The following is a 15808-nucleotide window of genomic DNA, read 5'->3' as shown; positions in this document are numbered from 1 at the left end:
GCGTGCATAGCCGCCGAGCGGCCGGACCGGCCGCGGAGACACGGAGCGCTTATGAGTCGAATTCTTATCTGGTGGAGGGCGACGTCCGTCACGGTGAAGGCGGCGGCGGCGTGCGCCGTGGTGGGCGCCCTGGGCGCCGCGGTGCTCGTCGGGCGCTGCGCCATGACGACGCAGGCGGAGCCGCCGCGGGCCGGGCCGGTCCTCGTGAGCGGCGCGGTGGTCACGATCGACGCGGTGCCCGCCGCGCCGCCGGGGGTCGTCGTGGTCGGGCAGGCGACGGACTTCGGCGGGCCCGAGACCGCGGGGGTGAACGCGCTGCGCGGCCTCGTGTACTTCGTGCCGAACGGCACGTCGCACCTCCTGAACACCGCCTCGCTGAGCCCGGTCGCGGTCCTCTACACGCCGCGGCTCGATATCTCGCCGCGGTCCTGGCAGAGCGGCTTCCCGGGCGTGCCCGGCGGACGCAACGAGTGGTTCCAGATCTCGTACGAGGGAGAGTTCGTGACCTCGCGCAGCGGAGCGCACCAGTTCGAGCTGCTCTCCGACGACGGCTCCAGGCTCTTCATCGACGACCGGGTGGTGGTCGAGAACGACGGCCGGCACGAGCCGCAGAGCGCGCAGGGCGCGGTGATGCTGGAGCCGGGGAAGCACCGGATCCGGATCGGCTATTTCCAGGGGCCGCGCTTCGAGATCGCGCTGCAGCTCTTCGTGACGCCCCCGCAGGGCGGCCGGCAGATCCTCGACATCTCCCGGGTGCTCTGAGCGCGGCGCGCGCGGCGGCCGCGCCGCGCTCAGCCGCCGCGTTGCGCGAGCGCGAGCAGCGCCTTGACCTTTGTGTACGAGACGTAGGGGTTGTCCTCGGTGCCCCCGAGATCGTCGCTGTCCTCGCCGGTCCCCTGGGCCCGGACCGGCATCCACGCGTAGTCGGGGTGGAGCTCCTTGCCGTTGATCCCGTTGACGATCGACGGGTTCTTGATCCACTCCCCCCCGAGGATCGTGAGATCGCTGTCGAGCTCGAGCACGTAGTGCAGCTCCGAGACCGAGAGCGGGACGTCGCGCTGGGCGGGCGGGAGGAGCAGCGTCTCGCCGGTGACCGAATCGGAGATCATCCAGAAGCGCGCGGCCACGCGGACGAAGCGCCTCGCGGCCGGGTTCATCCGGTAGTTGTAACAGTCGGCGCCCATGTACGCGCCGCCGCACAGGAGCCGCGCGGCGTCTTGCGGGCCGATCTCCTCGATGGTGTCGATCGAGAACTGTTTCACGGGGAAGCTCCACACCTCCGCGTCCCAGGTGTGGTCGACGATGAACATGAGCCGCTGTTTCTGGGTCGACTCGCCGGAGAGCGGCTTCGCGCCGACCCCGAGCAGCCCGGTCATGGCGACGTGCATCGTGGCGGGGTTGAGGTCGCGGCAGGCGGGGTCGAGCGGCCTGCCGTAGATGTCGCGCGCCGTCCGATCCGCCCGCGTCTCGCAGCGGCGCCCCGAGAAGGTCACCGCGTCGCTGAAGTAGACCTCGCTCATGAGCGCCTCGATGTCCGCCATGCGGAACAGGACGCACCCGGTCTCCGCCGCGGCGCACTCGGTCACCTTGGAGTCGACGAGCTTCACCCGGACGTCGCGGCGCGGCCCGGCGCCCTCGGCGGCGACGTACGCCGACCACCCGTTGCAGTGCCCCCACCAGTACTCCGGATAGATCCCCTGGTAGAGCCCGTGATGCTGCAGCTCCCAGCGCGTCGCCGGACCGGCCACGACCACCGCCGGCTGGATGTAGGGCGGGTTGCGCAGGTACGGGGGCCTCCGGAGGTCGTCCGCGCTCCACGTGGCGATGCTCGCGAGCGACTCCATCTGTCCCGGGTGGAAGAGAACGTCGTATTTCTCGACGGGAGAGAGGTTGTCCGGGTCGGAGGTCCGATCGGAGTAGTTCTTGAACATCGAATTCCAGCGGTCGGCGATGCCGTTCTGCCGCTGGGGCCACCAGTTCGAGGGGAACGCGCTCGACTGCGCCTCGCCTTGCAGCAGCGTCGTGTCGAGCCGGAGCCGGTCGCCCTGGAGATCGGGGTGCAGGTGCGAGGGCAGGTTGGCGCCGTCGATCGCCTCGCGGCCGCCGGTCGTGGGGATGAGCAGCTGGTGGGCGCCGCCGAGGATCTGGCCGGTCTCGGGCGTGTAGCCGAGCACGTAGGGCACGGGCCCACCCTCGATGAAGTGGAAGGCGGGGCCGTTCACGCTGCTCTGCGCGGCGGCGACGCGCTCGTCGGGCGCCCGGTCGAGCTCCGCGCAGCCCAGGAGCAGAAACACCGAGCTCACGATGCCCGCCTTCATCCGCGTCTTCATCGCTGATCCCCCCGGAGACCGACGCTCGCCGATCCCTCGGGCGTTCTCTGCAGAGGCCGCGCCACCGGGCGCGTCGTTAAAGAGCGCAGCCATTGCACGCGTCGGCAGCCGGAGCATTCACCGTGCGCCGATGCGCCAGAGCACGACCTTCACGGTGTCGATGAGGATGGAGATATCGAACCAGAGCGAGAAGCTCTTCATGTAATAGAGATCGTACTGGAGCTTCTCCAGCGCGTCCTCGGCGGACGCGCCGTAACGGCAGCGCACCTGCGCGTGCCCCGTCACGCCCGGCTTCACGCAGAGCCGCTGCCGGAAGAAGGGGATCTGCTTCTCCAGCGCCTCGATGAACTCGGGGCGCTCGGGCCGCGGCCCCACCATGCTCATCTCGCCGACGAGCACGTTCCAGAGCTGAGGCAGCTCGTCGAGCCGCGTCTTCCGGATGAACCGCCCGACCCGGGTCACGCGCGGATCGTTCTCGATGGCCCACGCGGCCCCGTTCTTCTCGGCGTCGGTCCGCATCGACCGGAATTTGTGGATGCGGAACGGCTTCCCGAGGGCGCCTGTCCGGATCTGCGAATAGAGCGCCGGTCCCCTGGAGTCGACCTTCACCGCGATGGCCGTGAGCGCCATCAGCGGCAATGCGAGCACGAGCCCGGCGCTCGCGCATACGACGTCGAAGAGCCGCTTCGCGACCAGCGTCCGCCGCCGCACGCGGAAGCCGTGAGAGAAGATGATCTGGCTCGGCTTCAGCTCGCGCACGCAGATCTTGCCGGTCACGCGCTCGTAGAAGTCCATGCCCTCCTCGATCTGGACGCCGCGGAACTTCAGATCGAGCAGCTCCTCCAGCGGGAAGGCGGCGCGCCGATCGGGGATCGCCACGATCACCACCGCGACGCCGCGCTGCTCGACGAGGCGCCGGAGATCCCGGGTCCTGCCCGCGATCTCGGGATCGTCGATCGGCTCTTCGTCCCTGACGAGCCGGCCGGCGAGGCGCAGCCCGAGGACGTCTCCGTCTTTCCGGATGAGGGACGCGCACGTGCGGGCGAGCTCGCCCGACCCCAGCACGACCGCCAGCGTGGAGAAGCTCTCGCTGCTCAGCACCCGATTGCACGCCGCGCGCCACGCCGGGAGCACGATCGCCGCTGCCCCGAGCGAGGTCAGGAGCACCCGGTCGCCGAGCTCCGCGTCCGGCACGAGCCAGAACGCGAGCCACAGCACCGCCGCCGCCATGCCGAGCGCCCGGAACATCGTCAGGAACAGCGCGCGCGCCCTGGGCGGCTCCGGCCCGTACAGGCCGTGATAGTAGAGCGACGCCAGCGCGACCAGCGAGATGCTCAGCGTCTGCCCGAAGCGCTCTCCGTCGAGCGCGTGCTCCCAGCCCACGAGCACGCCCGGCGCGCAACACACCAGGAGCGAGAGCAGGCTGGCCTCGACAAACCACACCATGGCCCGGCGCGGCGACCGGAACAGCTCCAGCATCGTCCCTCCCCACTCGTCTAGCCCAGCGCCCCGGGCGGTCGCGCGCCACGGCGCATCGCCTCCGGCGGGGCACACACGGTTGTAGTTGGACCCACATTAGAGCGGACCGGGGCAGATCGCCAGATGCCTCCGACGAATCTCGTCCATCGGCGGCGGACTGAGCCGCCGCGCGCGAAGCCGGGCGCGGCGCAATCGACGACATCGCGGGCGGTTGCGCCGGGAATGCGCGGTGACGAGGGGAGTCGCGGCGAGAGAACGCTGTCGACGGACTGCGTACGTCGTCTCCGGGCGGGCGCTCGGGGAGCTTTGCGGATCGGCGGCGCGGTGAGCGCGTCGCTCCGGCCGGGAGCGCGCTTTGCCCCGTCGTGTCGAACAGGTGTGTCGAACGGGTGTGTCGAACAGGTATGTCGACGCGGCTTATCGCGCGCCGACGTCACCGGCGCGCGCGGGCGGCGTCTCCCGCGGGGCCTCGCCGGGGGCGGCGGAGTCGCCGGAGGCGGCGCTGCGGTCGTCGCGCTCGCGGCCCGGCTCGGGCGCTCGCCAGCGGCCGGACGGCATTCCCTGGATCATCGCGGCGCGGCGCTCGTCGTCCCATGCGCTGTCGGGATCGCGACGCACGGTCCGGTGGCGATCCGTCGACAGCGTCCCCGAGATCCCGGCCGTCACGATGCTCCTCAGCGAGCCGCCGGCCTCGCCTGTGCTCGGCGCCGGGTCGAGCGCGGCGCGCACGAACTCCAGGTCGACGCCGCCGCGCAGCGCGATCCCGCGCGCCAGGGGATAGGCGATCTCCGCGCCCGCGAGCGCCGTGGTCGTGGACAGCGAGCCTTCCCTGGAGGGCGCCGGCGCGCCGGGGGCGAGGTGGAGCGGCGGATTCGCGGCGACGGGGGCGCTGCCGGTCGAGAAGCGGGCGACGCCGGTCACGAGGAGATCGCGGGTCGCGCCGCCCCGCGCGGGCCGGAAGCTCGCTTCGAGGGACGCCTCGTGCTCGTGCCCGAATCCGATCCTCGGCCCGAGCGACGTATAGGCGTACGCGTACCCCGCTGTCAGCCGGTAGCGCTCCTGCACGTAGGTGAGACCGACCCGCGCCGTCGGCGCGATCACCGCGTCGCGCGACGACAGCACGGGCGGCGGGCTCGCGACGGTCACGCCGCCCGAGGCGCGCGCCGAGGCGTTGCGCGTGAGCTCGTGAGTCGCGGACAGGAGCGCCGCGCCGGCGTGGACGCGGGCCTCCCCGCGCGTGAGCTCGGTGTCGAGCAGCGCGTGATGATACTGGGTGATCTCGTACCGGAGCTCGGGGGTCAGCGTGTCCAGCGCGCCGAGGTCGATCGACGTGCTCACCTGGGCCCGCCCCGTGTGCGCGTCGATCCCGACCCCGGCCGGGTCGTCGGCCGAGAGCGCGCCGGCCTGCTCGTACCCGAGCTCGAGGCGCGCCGCGGCTCGCCGCGATGTCACGATCGACAGGGCCGGTCCCCCGGAGAGCGTGTATTGCAGGCGATTGCCGTACAGGAACGGATCGCGCGCGGCGAGCGCGTCGGCGGCGCGCACGCCGAGGCGGGTCGCCAGGTAGCCGGCCGCCGCCATCGAGAGGTCCGCATGCGGCGAGAGCGTCCAGCCCGCTCCCCCGCCGAGGCGCGCCGAGACGCTGTCGGACGGCGCGGAGCGCGCCGCGTCGAGCGAGACCTGAAGGACCCGCCCGTAGCTCCCGTCGACGCTGAAACCGTAGCGCGAGCTCTCGCCGCGCAGCGAGCCCTCGACCGAGCCCTCGACGCCGGCCATCAGCGCGCCGGAGCCCACGTCCCTGACGCTCGACGCCACGCTCTGCTCCACCGCCGCCTGCGCCGTCACGTCGGACTCCCACATCGGCAAGACGAACGAGAACACGCGCCCCCTTGCTGTCGAGCGGCACGCCGCGCGGCGGGCGCGACCCGAATCGGCCGCCCTTCCCTCCCCGGCAGCACGCCCGGCGCCCGGAGCGTCCCACGTTCGCTAATGTTTGCAACATTACAAATCTGACCCGGCATGCCGCGGGTGTGGCGCGCGGCGGCGACCTGAGCGCTCCTCGGGGCTGGCACCGCGGGCGCTCGCGGCGTGGACGTGCGCAGGCAGGGCGGGACGTACCTCGAGTCGGCCCCTGCCCCGCTGGGGCGGAAGGACGGCTCGTAATATGAGTTACATCATGAAATTCGGCGTGGGCGCGGGCGTGGAGGAGGAAGGCTTGTCGAGGCCGCTGCGCGTTCTCTGGGTGACGCGCATCTTTCCGAACCGGGTTGAGCCGCTGTCGTGCGCGTTCCAGCGGCAGCAGCTCGCGGCGCTGTCGCGGCGCTGCGAGGTGGAGGTGCTGGCTGCGATCCCGTACCACCCGGGCGTATCGCTCCTGGGCGGGCGCACGCGGCCGGGCCGCCTGACGGCGGTGCCCGAGCGCGACGAGATCGACGGCGTGCAGGTGGTGCACCCGCGCGCGCCGTACCTGCCGGGGGCGGGCCGCGTGCTGGCGCCGGTGAACGCGCCGCTCTACCTGGCGGGGCTCCTGCCCTACGTCCCGCGGCTGCGCGGGCGGTTCGACGTCGTGCTGGGGGCGTGGCTGTACCCCGACGCCTGCGCGGCGGCGCTGCTCGCCCGGATGCTCGGCCTCCCCTATGCGGTGAAGGCCCATGGCACGGACGTGAACGTCGTCGCCCGCTGGCGCTCGGTGCGCCCGCTCGTCGGCGGCGCGCTCCGGTCCGCCGCGTACGCGATCGGCGTGAGCCGTCCGATGGTGGAGGCGCTCGCGGCGCTCGGCGCCCCGCGGGATCGCGCGGTCCTCGTCCGCAACGGGGTCGACCGCGCGCTCTTCCGCCCGGCGGACCGGCGCGCCGCCCGGCGCGAGCTCGGGCTCCCGGAGCGCGGGCGCGTCGTGACGTTCGTCGGGAACGTCCTCCGCGAGAAGGGCATTCACGAGCTGCTGCGCGCGTTCGAGGCGATCGACCGGGACGGCGGCGACGGCGGTGAGCCGATCCACCTCGTGGTCGTCGGCGACGGCCCGGAGCGGGCGGCGGTCGAGCAGGCGGCGCTGCGGCGCGATCGCGAGGGCGGGTCGGCCGAGCTGCGGGGCGAGCGGGGCCGGATCATCGCGGTCGGGGCGCGGCCGCTCGCCCAGGTCGCCCGCCACCTCGCGGCGGCGGATCTGCTGGCGCTCCCGAGCTGGGCGGAGGGCACCCCGAACGTGGTGCTCGAGGCGCTGGCCGCGGCGCGGCCCGTGGTGGCGACGCGCGTGGGGGGCATTCCGGACGTGGTGACGCCGGGGCGCACCGGGCTGCTCGTCCCGCCGCGCGACGCCGGAGCGCTCGGCCGCGCGCTGCGCGACGCGCTCGCGCGGACCTGGGACGACGGCGCGTTCGCCGAGGCGGCGCCGCCGTCCTGGGAGGAGAGCGCGGAGGCGCTGCGCCGGCTGCTCGCGCGGGCGGCGTTCGGAGAAGGCGGGCGGGCCGCCGCCTGACGCCTGGGACATCGCGCGGCGCCGCGGCGCCGGGCCCGGGCGTGACCGCGCAGCCCCCTCCCCTCGCCGCTCACCCCCACGAGATCGACCAGGTACACTGCGGCGCCCCGCGGTGCCTGCAGGTCGTGTGCTCGACCGCGATGCGCCGGCTGCCCGCGAGCGCCAGGCCCGCCTCGATCCAGCCGGAGATGCCCTGACTGCACAGGTAGAGCGGCAAGCCGCCGCCCGAGAGCGTGACCCTCCCCGCGACCTCGCTGACGACCCGCACGCTGAAGTCGCCGTATTTGAAGTAAGTCCTGTACACGAGGCCGAAGCGCTTGAAGAGCATCGACGGCGAGCTCCCCAGCGCCATCGTCTTGTAGATCGTCGTCAGATCGCTCCGGGCGACGTCCGCGCCGAAGTGGCGCATCTTCTCCATCCTGCCGGCGAAGACGCCGTGGATGAGCGCGCAGTCGATCTCGATGAGCGGCGCCATTTCGTTCCAGGTCGACGGGATCGGCGGATCGCTGAGATAGCGGGCCGCCTGCGGCGACAGATGGCGGCCGAGATCCGCCACGAACCGCTCGCCATAGCTCTGCCGCAGCGTCTGGGCGCGCGAGCCGATCAGGGTGCCTTTCACGAGATTGCCCTCGCCGACGATCCGTGGATCGCCGAGGAACGGGGAGAAGTCTGGTGCGAGCATACTGCGGAGGGCTCCCATCTTCTCGTAGTGTAGCGGCAGATCCGCGCCAATGTGCGACAGATTCGCGTCACCTCCTCCTTTCTGAACCGGGCCAGCCGCCCGGAGACGGGCAGCGCGGCGGCCTCGTTGGTCGTCCTGCGCGTCGTCCTGCGCGTCGTCCTGCGCGTCGTCCTGCGCGTCGTCCTGCGCGTCGTCCCGGGCTCGAGCACCAGCTTTCGACAGCGGCGCGGATCGAGCGGGATGCTGGTCGCGTTGGCCGTGTTGGTCGTGTTGGTCGCGTTGGTCGCGTTGGTCGCGCCGGTTGCGCCGGGCGCGATGTTTCGACAATGTTTCTTGAATGTTTCGCGGGTGCGAGCTTCGGCGCCTGGCGCCGGGCGGCCGTTCGGCAGGAACGCTCGGCGCTTTCGGGGTGACGCGGGGCGCGCACGCTTGTACCCGGCATGACGCGTGCTGCTCGGCGTCGATCGACGCTGGCCGGCGCGGCTGTTCGCGCCGAGCAACATTGAGGATCCCATGCGACCGATTCACCACATCCTCACCGCCGCGGCGCTCTCTCTGGGCCTTGTCGGCGCGGCGGCGCGCGCCGACGCGGCGCCCACCGCAGGGCACCCGCGACTCTGGCTCACGAAAGACCACCTCCCCAGGCTGCGCGGGTGGGCGGCCGACAGCCGCAACCGCATGTACAAGGAGGCCATGCTGCCCGCGCTCCAGGGCGCCATCGCGGCGTACGACGGCCGTTTCTACCCGAATGGCCTGCCGAACCCCGCGTGGCCGGACGGCGGCACCAACGCCTACGTGCAGTATCCGACCGAGGCGTATGCCGAGTTCTTCGCCTTCATGTCGCTCATCGATCCGGACGTCGCGGCCCGCCCGGTCCACGCCGTCAGGGCGCGCAACCTGCTGATGTACGCCATCGAGGAGGCGAGCAAGGGGAGCGCCGACGGCAAGCCCTTCCGCGACCCGAAGTTCGCGACCGGCGACCGCTCGCGCTGGTGGGGCGATGGGTTCCCGCTGACGGTGGACTGGATCTACGGCGCGACCGACGCGGGCGGCCGCCCCGTGCTCTCCGCCGGGGACAAGGCCAAAATACGGCAGGTTTTTCTCAGGTGGGCTGACGACAACCTTCACGCCGCCACGGCGGGCAACGAGCACCCCCACCCGATCGGCGTCATGAACGATCCGGCGCTGCTCCGCGATCCGCTCCAGCTCCGGTGGGCGGCGAACAACTTCTATCTCGGCCACCTGCGCCAGGTCACGCTGATGTCGCTCGCGATGGACGAGGCGGACGACCGCCCGCTCGATCCGAACACCCCGCCGGAGGCGCTCGGCAACACGCTGCGCAGCTACCGCGCGGACGCCACCGGCGCCTGGCTCTATCAGGCCTTCGCCATCTTCGAGGCGCCCGAGATCGCCGCCAAGCACCTCGGCGTCTCGCCCGACGGCCTCGGCGTGGCCAGCGGCGGCCTGCCCGTGGAGGGCTTCCTCTACGGCGGCGGGCTGGCGAGCCTCCACCAGGCGCTCCTCGCGCTCCACACGGCCGGCTACGACGCCCGCGCCCTGTCAGGCCCGCAGATCGGCCTCTTGCGCAGCGGGTACTGGGACCGGTTCTCGGACGGGTTCCTGCACTCGATGTCGCCGGGCCCGGTCACGTACCCGTCGATGCCCGACCTCGGGCCGGTGTACGAGGCGGCGAACTACGGCGACACCTTGCGGGTCCGGGTCGAGCCGCGCTTCGCCGAGGTGTTCGGCTCGCTGGGCGTCTACGACCTCCTCACCGGCAACACGGCGCGCTTGCAGAAATCGCGCTGGATCGTGGCCAACGCGTTCGAGGGCGGCGCGCCCGCGCTCTACGCGCGCACGTCCAAGGTCTGGGGCTCGCCGGTCCCGACCCGGGCCATCCTGAGCTTCTTGCTCTTCGACCCGGCAGCGCCGCTCCCGCCGGATCCTCGCCCGGCGATGCCCACCGTCTTCTTCGAGCGGGCGCCGGGCCGCGGCGCCGTGCTCGCGCGCTCGGACTGGACCCAGAGCGCGACGTGGTTCACGTGGCGGTGCGGCTGGGTCACCATCAACCACCAGCTCGGCGACTGCAATCAGATCGAGCTCTACCGGAAGGGAGAGTGGTTGACCAAGGAGCACACGAGTTACTCCAGCAACCTCATCGGGTCCACGGCCGACTACCACAACACCCTCTCTCTGCAGAACGACCAGCCGTCGCGGCTGCGCTGGTTCGAGAAGGAGCTCGCCCCGCGAGGCGGCCAGTGGCGCGAGGGGCGCGCCGCCGGCGACCCGATCGCGCGCATGAGCCGGGGCGCAGGCTACGTGTTCGCCGAGGGCGTCGCGACGGACCTCTACAACACCCGCCCGAACGCCTGGGTCCCGTCGGACGCCGCCAGCGACATCGTCCACGCGAGCCGGTCGATCGTCTGGCTGGAGCCCGATCACGTGGTGGTCTACGACCGCGCGGCCTCGCGCACCGCCGGCCGGTTCAAGCGGTTCAACCTGATGACCACCGCGGCGCCGCAGATCTCGGGCCGGACGGCCACCGCCGTGACCCCGAGGGGGCAGGCGCTGTTCGTCCAGAGCCTCCTGCCCCGCAGCGCCCGCATGACGGCCGTGCCGGTCGAGGACGTCGACGACGCGGCGGAGATGGAGCCGACGACCCACCGCCTCGTCGTGGAGGACCCGGCCGGCCCCGCGGACGTCCGCTTCCTCCACGTGCTGCAAGGCGCGGACGCGGGCGCGACGATGGACGCGGCCGTGCGGATCGAGGGCGCCCAGGGCTCCGGCGTCGAGGGCGCCCTGGTGGCCGGCCGGGCCGTCCTCTTCCGCTCGGACCTGCAAGCGACCCCGGGGCCGGTGTCCTATCGGGTGCCCGCCGCGACGCGCAAGCACGTGATCACCGGCCTCTCGCCGAGGGCCGGCTACGACGTGGCCGTCGTGCCGCAAGGGGCGGAGCTCGTGGTCCGCGTCACGCCGGGCAGCGCCCACACGACCGACGACGCGGGCGTGCTGGCGTTCGGCGCCCCGTAGCGCGCGGGCCGCGGCGCGCCACGGCGCGACGCTGCCCTCGCCTCAGGCCTTCGGGGCGAAGACCCGATCGAGCTCCTCTTTCCCGAACACCGGCGCCCACGGCAGGAGCTCGTACTGCGCAATCCCCTTCTGCGTGAAGGGATCGCCGTCCCGGATCTGATCCAGCGTCGCCCCGGCCGCGTCGTCCGGCACCCGGAGCAGGATCGCTCCGCCGTAGCGCGGATCGAGCGGCCCTGACGCGAGCACCAGCCCTCGATCGATGAGCCTCTTGAGATAAGCGCGGTGGTCGTCGACGACCTTCAGCACCTCGTCGAGCGGGCGCCGGTAACGGATGATCGCAATCGCGTACATGATGTCTCGATTCCTCGGGCGGCAATCTACCAGAGCGCAGCGCCCTGCCGAGCCTGTTCTGGACAGGCCGCCGTCCGCCGGAGCTCGCGCGCCCGCGCGGGGCGCGTCCGAAGGGGGCGCGCGCCGGCGGGCCGCCGCGACGGATCGCGAGAAAACCCATCGCATCGCCGGAATGTGCTGCCCTCGCGATCTCCAGGCTTGACTTGGCGGCCCGCCATGCGGAAGCGCGGCGGCGAGGGCATGCGAGGGCACGATGGACGTCGCGTCGTCGCACGCCCCCCTTTCCCTTCGCGCTTCCGTCTGGCAGTGTGCGCGCCCTCCGCTGGAGACATCTGTATGGCGCGACCCCCGAAAGCAGCACCTGCTCCCGTTCTCCCGTCCTCGCCTGCCGCCGCGCTCGCGGCGTACGGCCGCGTTGAGCCGAAGCTCCTTGAGCTCGGCCCCGAGGACCTCGTGACCGTCTACGTCGAGGTCCCCAGGGCCGTGAGCTCCGTGCTCTCCGCCCTGCCCCACCTGCGCGAGCTCCGCGACGAGATCGTCCGCGATCTCCCGAACCACCCGATCGAGATGCTGGACGAGCTCGAGGACTACGCCCTCGCGGCGTGGTACGCCGACCTGCTCTACAGCACGCCCGCGAGCGAGCTCGACGCGAAGAAGCTCACCGACGACGCCGGCACGCTGCGCGAGGGGCTCCTCGTCGCCGCCGAGGCGCTCGCCTACAGGAACCTGCTCGACAAGCAGCGCGTCGCCGACATCCGCAAGGGCAAGGGCCACACCGATCTCGCGAGCGATCTCATCGCCCTCGCCGAGCTGTTCCGCGGCTCCTGGGACAAGGTCCGCGCGAAGACGGCGGTCGAGGACGAGGAGCTCGAGCGCGCCGCGGATCTCGGCGTGCGCCTCCTCGCCGCGCTCGCCGCGAAGCCCGGCAAGGGCTCGTCCGCGGCGCCGAAGATCACCGACGCGAGCGATCGCCGCGCCCGCGCGATCTCGCTGGTCGCCAAGGCCTACGAGGAGTGCCGCCGCGCCGTCGCCTACCTGCGCTGGCACGAGGGCGGCGACGGCGACCTGGCCCCGTCGCTCCTGCAGAAGCCGCGCGGCCGCCCGCGGAACGCCGAGAAGGCCGCCGCGGCCGCGAGCGGCGCGGCCGCCGAGGCGCCGTCGAAGGCGTCGGCCGACGACGCGGCCGCCGCGGACGGCGGCGCGCTGCCCGCCCCCGAGCCGGCGAACGACGCAGCGCCGGTCGCGAGCGCCTGAACCTCGGCGCCTCGCGAGGAGATCCACGCGACGAGGCGCGGACGCCGCGGAGGCCCTCGAGCCTCCGCCCCGATCCGCGCCTCTCCGGTCGCGCGCTCTCTCCTCGACCTCGCCCCGACCTCCGCCTGCCGGCCTCGATCGTCGGGCTACTGGTTGCGGCTCGACTCCTCGATGAGCTCGACCTTGTAGCCGTCCGGATCCTCGACGAACGCGATCACCGTCTTGCCGTGCTTCATCGGGCCCGGCTCGCGCGTGATCTTCCCGCCCGCCGCGCGGATGCGGTCGCAGGCCGCGTAGATGTCGTCCACCCCGAGCGCGACGTGCCCGTACGCCGTGCCGAGCTCGTACTTCTCCACGCCCCAGTTGTGCGTGAGCTCGATCTCCGCGTGCTCCGGGTTCCTCCCGTACCCGAGGAAGCACAGCGTGAACTTGCCCTCCGGGTAGTCCTTCCGCGACAGGAGCTGCATCCCGAGCACGTCCCTGTAGAAGCCGATCGAGCGCTCGAGATCGCCGACCCGCAGCATCGTGTGCAAGATCCTCATGCCGAACTCCTGCTCCTTTTCCTCTTCCTCAGGCCGCGCCGCTGCGGCGCTCAGCCGTACCGCACCGAGATGATCTCCATCTCCGCCTCGCCCGCCGGGCGGCGCACGGTGATCACGTCGCCCGCGCGCTTGCCGAGGAGCGAGCGGCCGACCGGCGAGCGCCAGCTGATGCGCCCGGCCCCGCTGTCGATCTCGTCCTCGCCCACGATCTGGTAGGTGTGGCGCGCGCCGTCCTCGTCCTCGATCTCGACCGTCGCGCCGAAGAAGACCTTGTCGCCGCGCTGCTCCGACGGGTCGACCACCACGGCCTTCTCCAGCCGCTTGGTCAGGTAGTGCATCCGCCGGTCGATCTCGCGCAGCTTCTTCTTGCCGTAGATGTACTCGGCGTTCTCGGAGCGGTCGCCCTGCGCCGCCGCGTCGGCGACCTCCTGGACGATGCGCGGCCGCTCCACGGAACGGAGGCGCGCGAGCTCCTCGGACAGCTTCTTCGCCCCGCCGGGCGTGATGTAAGCCGGGTCGGACATGGTTCGATCGCGACGGAGCCTACGCCGCGCCGCCCGCCGGATCCACCGCCCTGGCGCCCGCCGCGGACCCGCCCCACGACACCCCCGGCAGACCCCCGGATCGCGTCTGATTTCCGCAAGATGGCCCCCCTGTCACGGACGCATGTTGACGCGACGCGGCGGCATGCTAGGCGAATGAAGAACTATGCCGCGGCTGCGCGGTAGACCGGGAAGGGTACCGGCTGCCAGCGCCGGAAGCCGCGGCAACGAGGAGGTCTCCCATGTCGAACGCCCAAACCTTCCAGAACCGCTACAAGGCTGACCTCCGCGAGATCCGCTTCCTCCTGTTCGAGCAATTCCGCCTAGACGAGCTGCTCGGCAACGCGCCGTACGACGCGTGGGGGCGCGACGAGGTCTCGATGGTCGTCGACGAGGTGTACAAGTTCGCGTGCGAGGTCTTCGGCCCGCTGAACACGGTCGGCGATCGGGTCGGCTGTCGCATCGAGGCGGGGCAGGTCAAGACCCCGCCGGGGTTCAAGGAGGCCTGGGACAAGCTGTACGAGGCCGGGTGGAAGTCGGTCTCCGTCTCGCCCGCCTACGACGGCCAGGGCGGCCCGTTCACGCTCTACACGGTGGTCGAGGAGTTCCTCTGCGGCGCCAACGCGGCGCTCAACATGTACCCCGGGCTGACCTACGGGGCGGCGGAGCTGATCGAGCACTTCGGGACGCCGCGGCAGCGCGACATCTACCTGAAGCGGATGTTCGGCGGGCAGTGGAGCGGGACGATGTGCCTGACCGAGCCCCAGGCCGGCTCGGACGTCGGCTCGTCGCGGACGACCGCGGTGAAGCAGAAGGACGGCAAGTACCTCATCCGCGGCACCAAGATCTTCATCTCCGGCGGCGACCAGGACCTCACCGAGAACGTCGTGCACCTCGTGCTCGCCCGCGTCGAGGGCGCTCCGCCCGGGACGAAGGGGCTCAGCCTGTTCGTCGTGCCGAAGTTCCGGGTGAACGACGACGGCTCGCTCGGCGAGCCGAACGACGTCCTCGTCGGCAACATCGAGCACAAGATGGGCATCAACGGCTCGTCGACGTGCGTGCTCAACTTCGGCGAGAACGACGCCTGCCTCGGGGAGCTCGTCGGCACCGTCGAGCACCAGGGCATGCCGCAGATGTTCCGGATGATGAACGGCGCGCGCATCTCGGTCGGCCTGCAGGGCGTGTCGGTCGCGTCGTCCGCGTACCTGAACGCGCTCGAGTACGCGAAGGACCGCAAGCAGGGCTCGTCGATCCTCCAGTGGAAGGACGCGACCGCGCCGCGCGTGCCGATCGTCGACCACCCGGACGTGCGGCGGATGCTGCTCGACATGAAGAGCCGCGTGGAGGGCATCCGCGCGCTGATCATCAAGCTCGCGCGCCACCAGGACGCGGTCGCCGTCTACCAGGGCAAGGACGACCGCGCGGCCGCGTACAACCAGGGCCAGGTCGATCTGCTCGTGCCGCTCGTGAAGGCCTACTCGTCCGATCAGGCGTTCCGCGTCTGCGAGACGGCGATCCAGACCTTCGGCGGCGCCGGGTACACGAAGGACTACCCGGTCGAGCAGTACTGCCGCGACGCGAAGGTCTTCTCGATCTACGAGGGCACGAACCACATCCAGGCGATGGACCTCGTCGGGCGCAAGCTCGGCCAGGCCGGCGGGGCCAACCTGCAGGCCTTCCTGAACGACGTGGCCGAGTTCGTGAAGGCGCACGAGAAGCACCCCGTCCTCGCCGCGAGCGTCAAGGAGCTCCGCGAGGCGCACGAGGCCGTCGCCGGCACCGCGATGCGGCTGCTCTCGTGGTTCCAGATGGGCAAGATGCCGATGGTGCCGCTCGCGGCGAACCGCTTCCTCGAGATGATGAGCGAGCTGGCGATCGGCTGGCTCCTGCTCGACGGCGCGGTCATCGCGCTCAAGGCGCTGGAGACCTTGCCGCAGGGCGACGCCGGCGCGAAGGACCGCGCCTTCTACGAGGGCAAGAAGCACGCGGCCCTCTACTTCGCGTCCAACGTGCTCCCGCACGCGAAGTTCTCCGCCGAGCTCCTCGGCCGCGAGGACTCGTCCGCCCTGGACATCCCCATCGAGTCGTTCGCGACCCTCTGATCTCGCGCGTCCCGCTCGGGT

Annotated in this window: 12 protein-coding genes; 5 read left to right on the top strand and 7 right to left on the bottom strand. The window is 71.8% G+C overall.

The genetic code is table 11. The features are described from left to right. Positions 1-51: 51 nt before the first annotated feature. Positions 52-762, top strand: a complete 711-nt coding sequence (locus WME98_RS46505) for a PA14 domain-containing protein (protein ID WP_437948046.1) — start codon at positions 52-54, stop codon at positions 760-762. A 29-nt stretch (positions 763-791) separates the two neighbouring features. Here WME98_RS46505 and WME98_RS46500 read toward each other — a convergent pair whose 3' ends face one another. From WME98_RS46500 to WME98_RS46490, 3 genes are all read right to left on the bottom strand, one after another. Continuing rightward, on the bottom strand, positions 792-2330 hold the full coding sequence (locus WME98_RS46500; RefSeq protein WP_437948045.1) for a hypothetical protein: 1539 nt from the start codon (positions 2328-2330) through the stop codon (positions 792-794). Positions 2331-2447: 117 nt separating this feature from the next. Then, the gene (locus tag WME98_RS46495; RefSeq protein WP_020736272.1) at positions 2448-3809 is read right to left on the bottom strand and encodes a TIGR03013 family XrtA/PEP-CTERM system glycosyltransferase; all 1362 of its coding nucleotides are present in this window, start codon (positions 3807-3809) and stop codon (positions 2448-2450) included. A gap of 417 nt (positions 3810-4226) precedes the next feature. Beyond that, positions 4227-5690: a hypothetical protein gene (locus WME98_RS46490; RefSeq protein ID WP_437948044.1), complete on the bottom strand. Its 1464-nt coding sequence runs from the start codon at positions 5688-5690 to the stop codon at positions 4227-4229. Between the two features lie 295 nt (positions 5691-5985). Here WME98_RS46490 and WME98_RS46485 point away from each other — a divergent pair, with 295 nt between their 5' ends. After that, entirely contained in the window at positions 5986-7284 is a 1299-nt protein-coding gene (locus WME98_RS46485) for a glycosyltransferase family 4 protein (RefSeq protein WP_437948043.1), read from the top strand. Positions 7285-7354: 70 nt separating this feature from the next. Here WME98_RS46485 and WME98_RS46480 read toward each other — a convergent pair whose 3' ends face one another. After that, on the bottom strand, positions 7355-8293 hold the full coding sequence (locus WME98_RS46480) for a hypothetical protein (protein ID WP_437948042.1): 939 nt from the start codon (positions 8291-8293) through the stop codon (positions 7355-7357). A 186-nt stretch (positions 8294-8479) separates the two neighbouring features. Here WME98_RS46480 and WME98_RS46475 point away from each other — a divergent pair, with 186 nt between their 5' ends. After that, positions 8480-10996, top strand: coding sequence for a hypothetical protein (locus tag WME98_RS46475; RefSeq protein ID WP_437948041.1), 2517 nt, complete (start codon positions 8480-8482; stop codon positions 10994-10996). A 42-nt stretch (positions 10997-11038) separates the two neighbouring features. On the opposite strand, the gene WME98_RS46470 is transcribed toward WME98_RS46475, so the two are convergent. Next, the gene (locus WME98_RS46470) at positions 11039-11347 is read right to left on the bottom strand and encodes a YciI family protein (protein WP_437948040.1); all 309 of its coding nucleotides are present in this window, start codon (positions 11345-11347) and stop codon (positions 11039-11041) included. Between the two features lie 336 nt (positions 11348-11683). Between WME98_RS46470 and WME98_RS46465 the strand changes: the two genes are divergently transcribed. After that, positions 11684-12601, top strand: a complete 918-nt coding sequence (locus tag WME98_RS46465; protein ID WP_061628650.1) for a hypothetical protein — start codon at positions 11684-11686, stop codon at positions 12599-12601. 146 nt (positions 12602-12747) lie between these two features. On the opposite strand, the gene gloA is transcribed toward WME98_RS46465, so the two are convergent. Continuing rightward, entirely contained in the window at positions 12748-13143 is a 396-nt protein-coding gene (gene gloA, locus WME98_RS46460; protein WP_061628651.1) for a lactoylglutathione lyase, read from the bottom strand. Between the two features lie 50 nt (positions 13144-13193). Further along, complete coding sequence (greB, locus tag WME98_RS46455) at positions 13194-13667, bottom strand: transcription elongation factor GreB (protein ID WP_020736264.1); 474 nt, start codon at positions 13665-13667, stop codon at positions 13194-13196. Between the two features lie 260 nt (positions 13668-13927). Here greB and WME98_RS46450 point away from each other — a divergent pair, with 260 nt between their 5' ends. After that, a complete protein-coding gene (locus tag WME98_RS46450) occupies positions 13928-15787 on the top strand; it encodes an acyl-CoA dehydrogenase (protein WP_437948039.1) in 1860 nt (619 codons plus the stop codon). Positions 15788-15808 lie beyond the last annotated feature (21 nt).

Origin of the sequence: Sorangium sp. So ce296 (assembly GCF_051529605.1) — a bacterium.
GTDB lineage: Bacteria > Myxococcota_A > Polyangia > Polyangiales > Polyangiaceae > Sorangium > Sorangium cellulosum_D.
Note: the sequence above shows the minus strand (reverse complement) of the source record. Positions and strands in the feature narration are given on the sequence as shown.

Coding starts and splice junctions, on each gene's coding strand:
- WME98_RS46505 (WP_437948046.1), top strand. CDS start 52: ATGAGTCGAATTCTTATCTGGTGGAGGGCGACGTCCGTCACGGTGAAG.
- WME98_RS46500 (WP_437948045.1), bottom strand. CDS start 2,330: ATGAAGACGCGGATGAAGGCGGGCATCGTGAGCTCGGTGTTTCTGCTC.
- WME98_RS46495 (WP_020736272.1), bottom strand. CDS start 3,809: ATGCTGGAGCTGTTCCGGTCGCCGCGCCGGGCCATGGTGTGGTTTGTC.
- WME98_RS46485 (WP_437948043.1), top strand. CDS start 5,986: ATGAAATTCGGCGTGGGCGCGGGCGTGGAGGAGGAAGGCTTGTCGAGG.
- WME98_RS46475 (WP_437948041.1), top strand. CDS start 8,480: ATGCGACCGATTCACCACATCCTCACCGCCGCGGCGCTCTCTCTGGGC.
- WME98_RS46470 (WP_437948040.1), bottom strand. CDS start 11,347: ATGTACGCGATTGCGATCATCCGTTACCGGCGCCCGCTCGACGAGGTG.
- WME98_RS46465 (WP_061628650.1), top strand. CDS start 11,684: ATGGCGCGACCCCCGAAAGCAGCACCTGCTCCCGTTCTCCCGTCCTCG.
- gloA (WP_061628651.1), bottom strand. CDS start 13,143: ATGAGGATCTTGCACACGATGCTGCGGGTCGGCGATCTCGAGCGCTCG.
- greB (WP_020736264.1), bottom strand. CDS start 13,667: ATGTCCGACCCGGCTTACATCACGCCCGGCGGGGCGAAGAAGCTGTCC.
- WME98_RS46450 (WP_437948039.1), top strand. CDS start 13,928: ATGTCGAACGCCCAAACCTTCCAGAACCGCTACAAGGCTGACCTCCGC.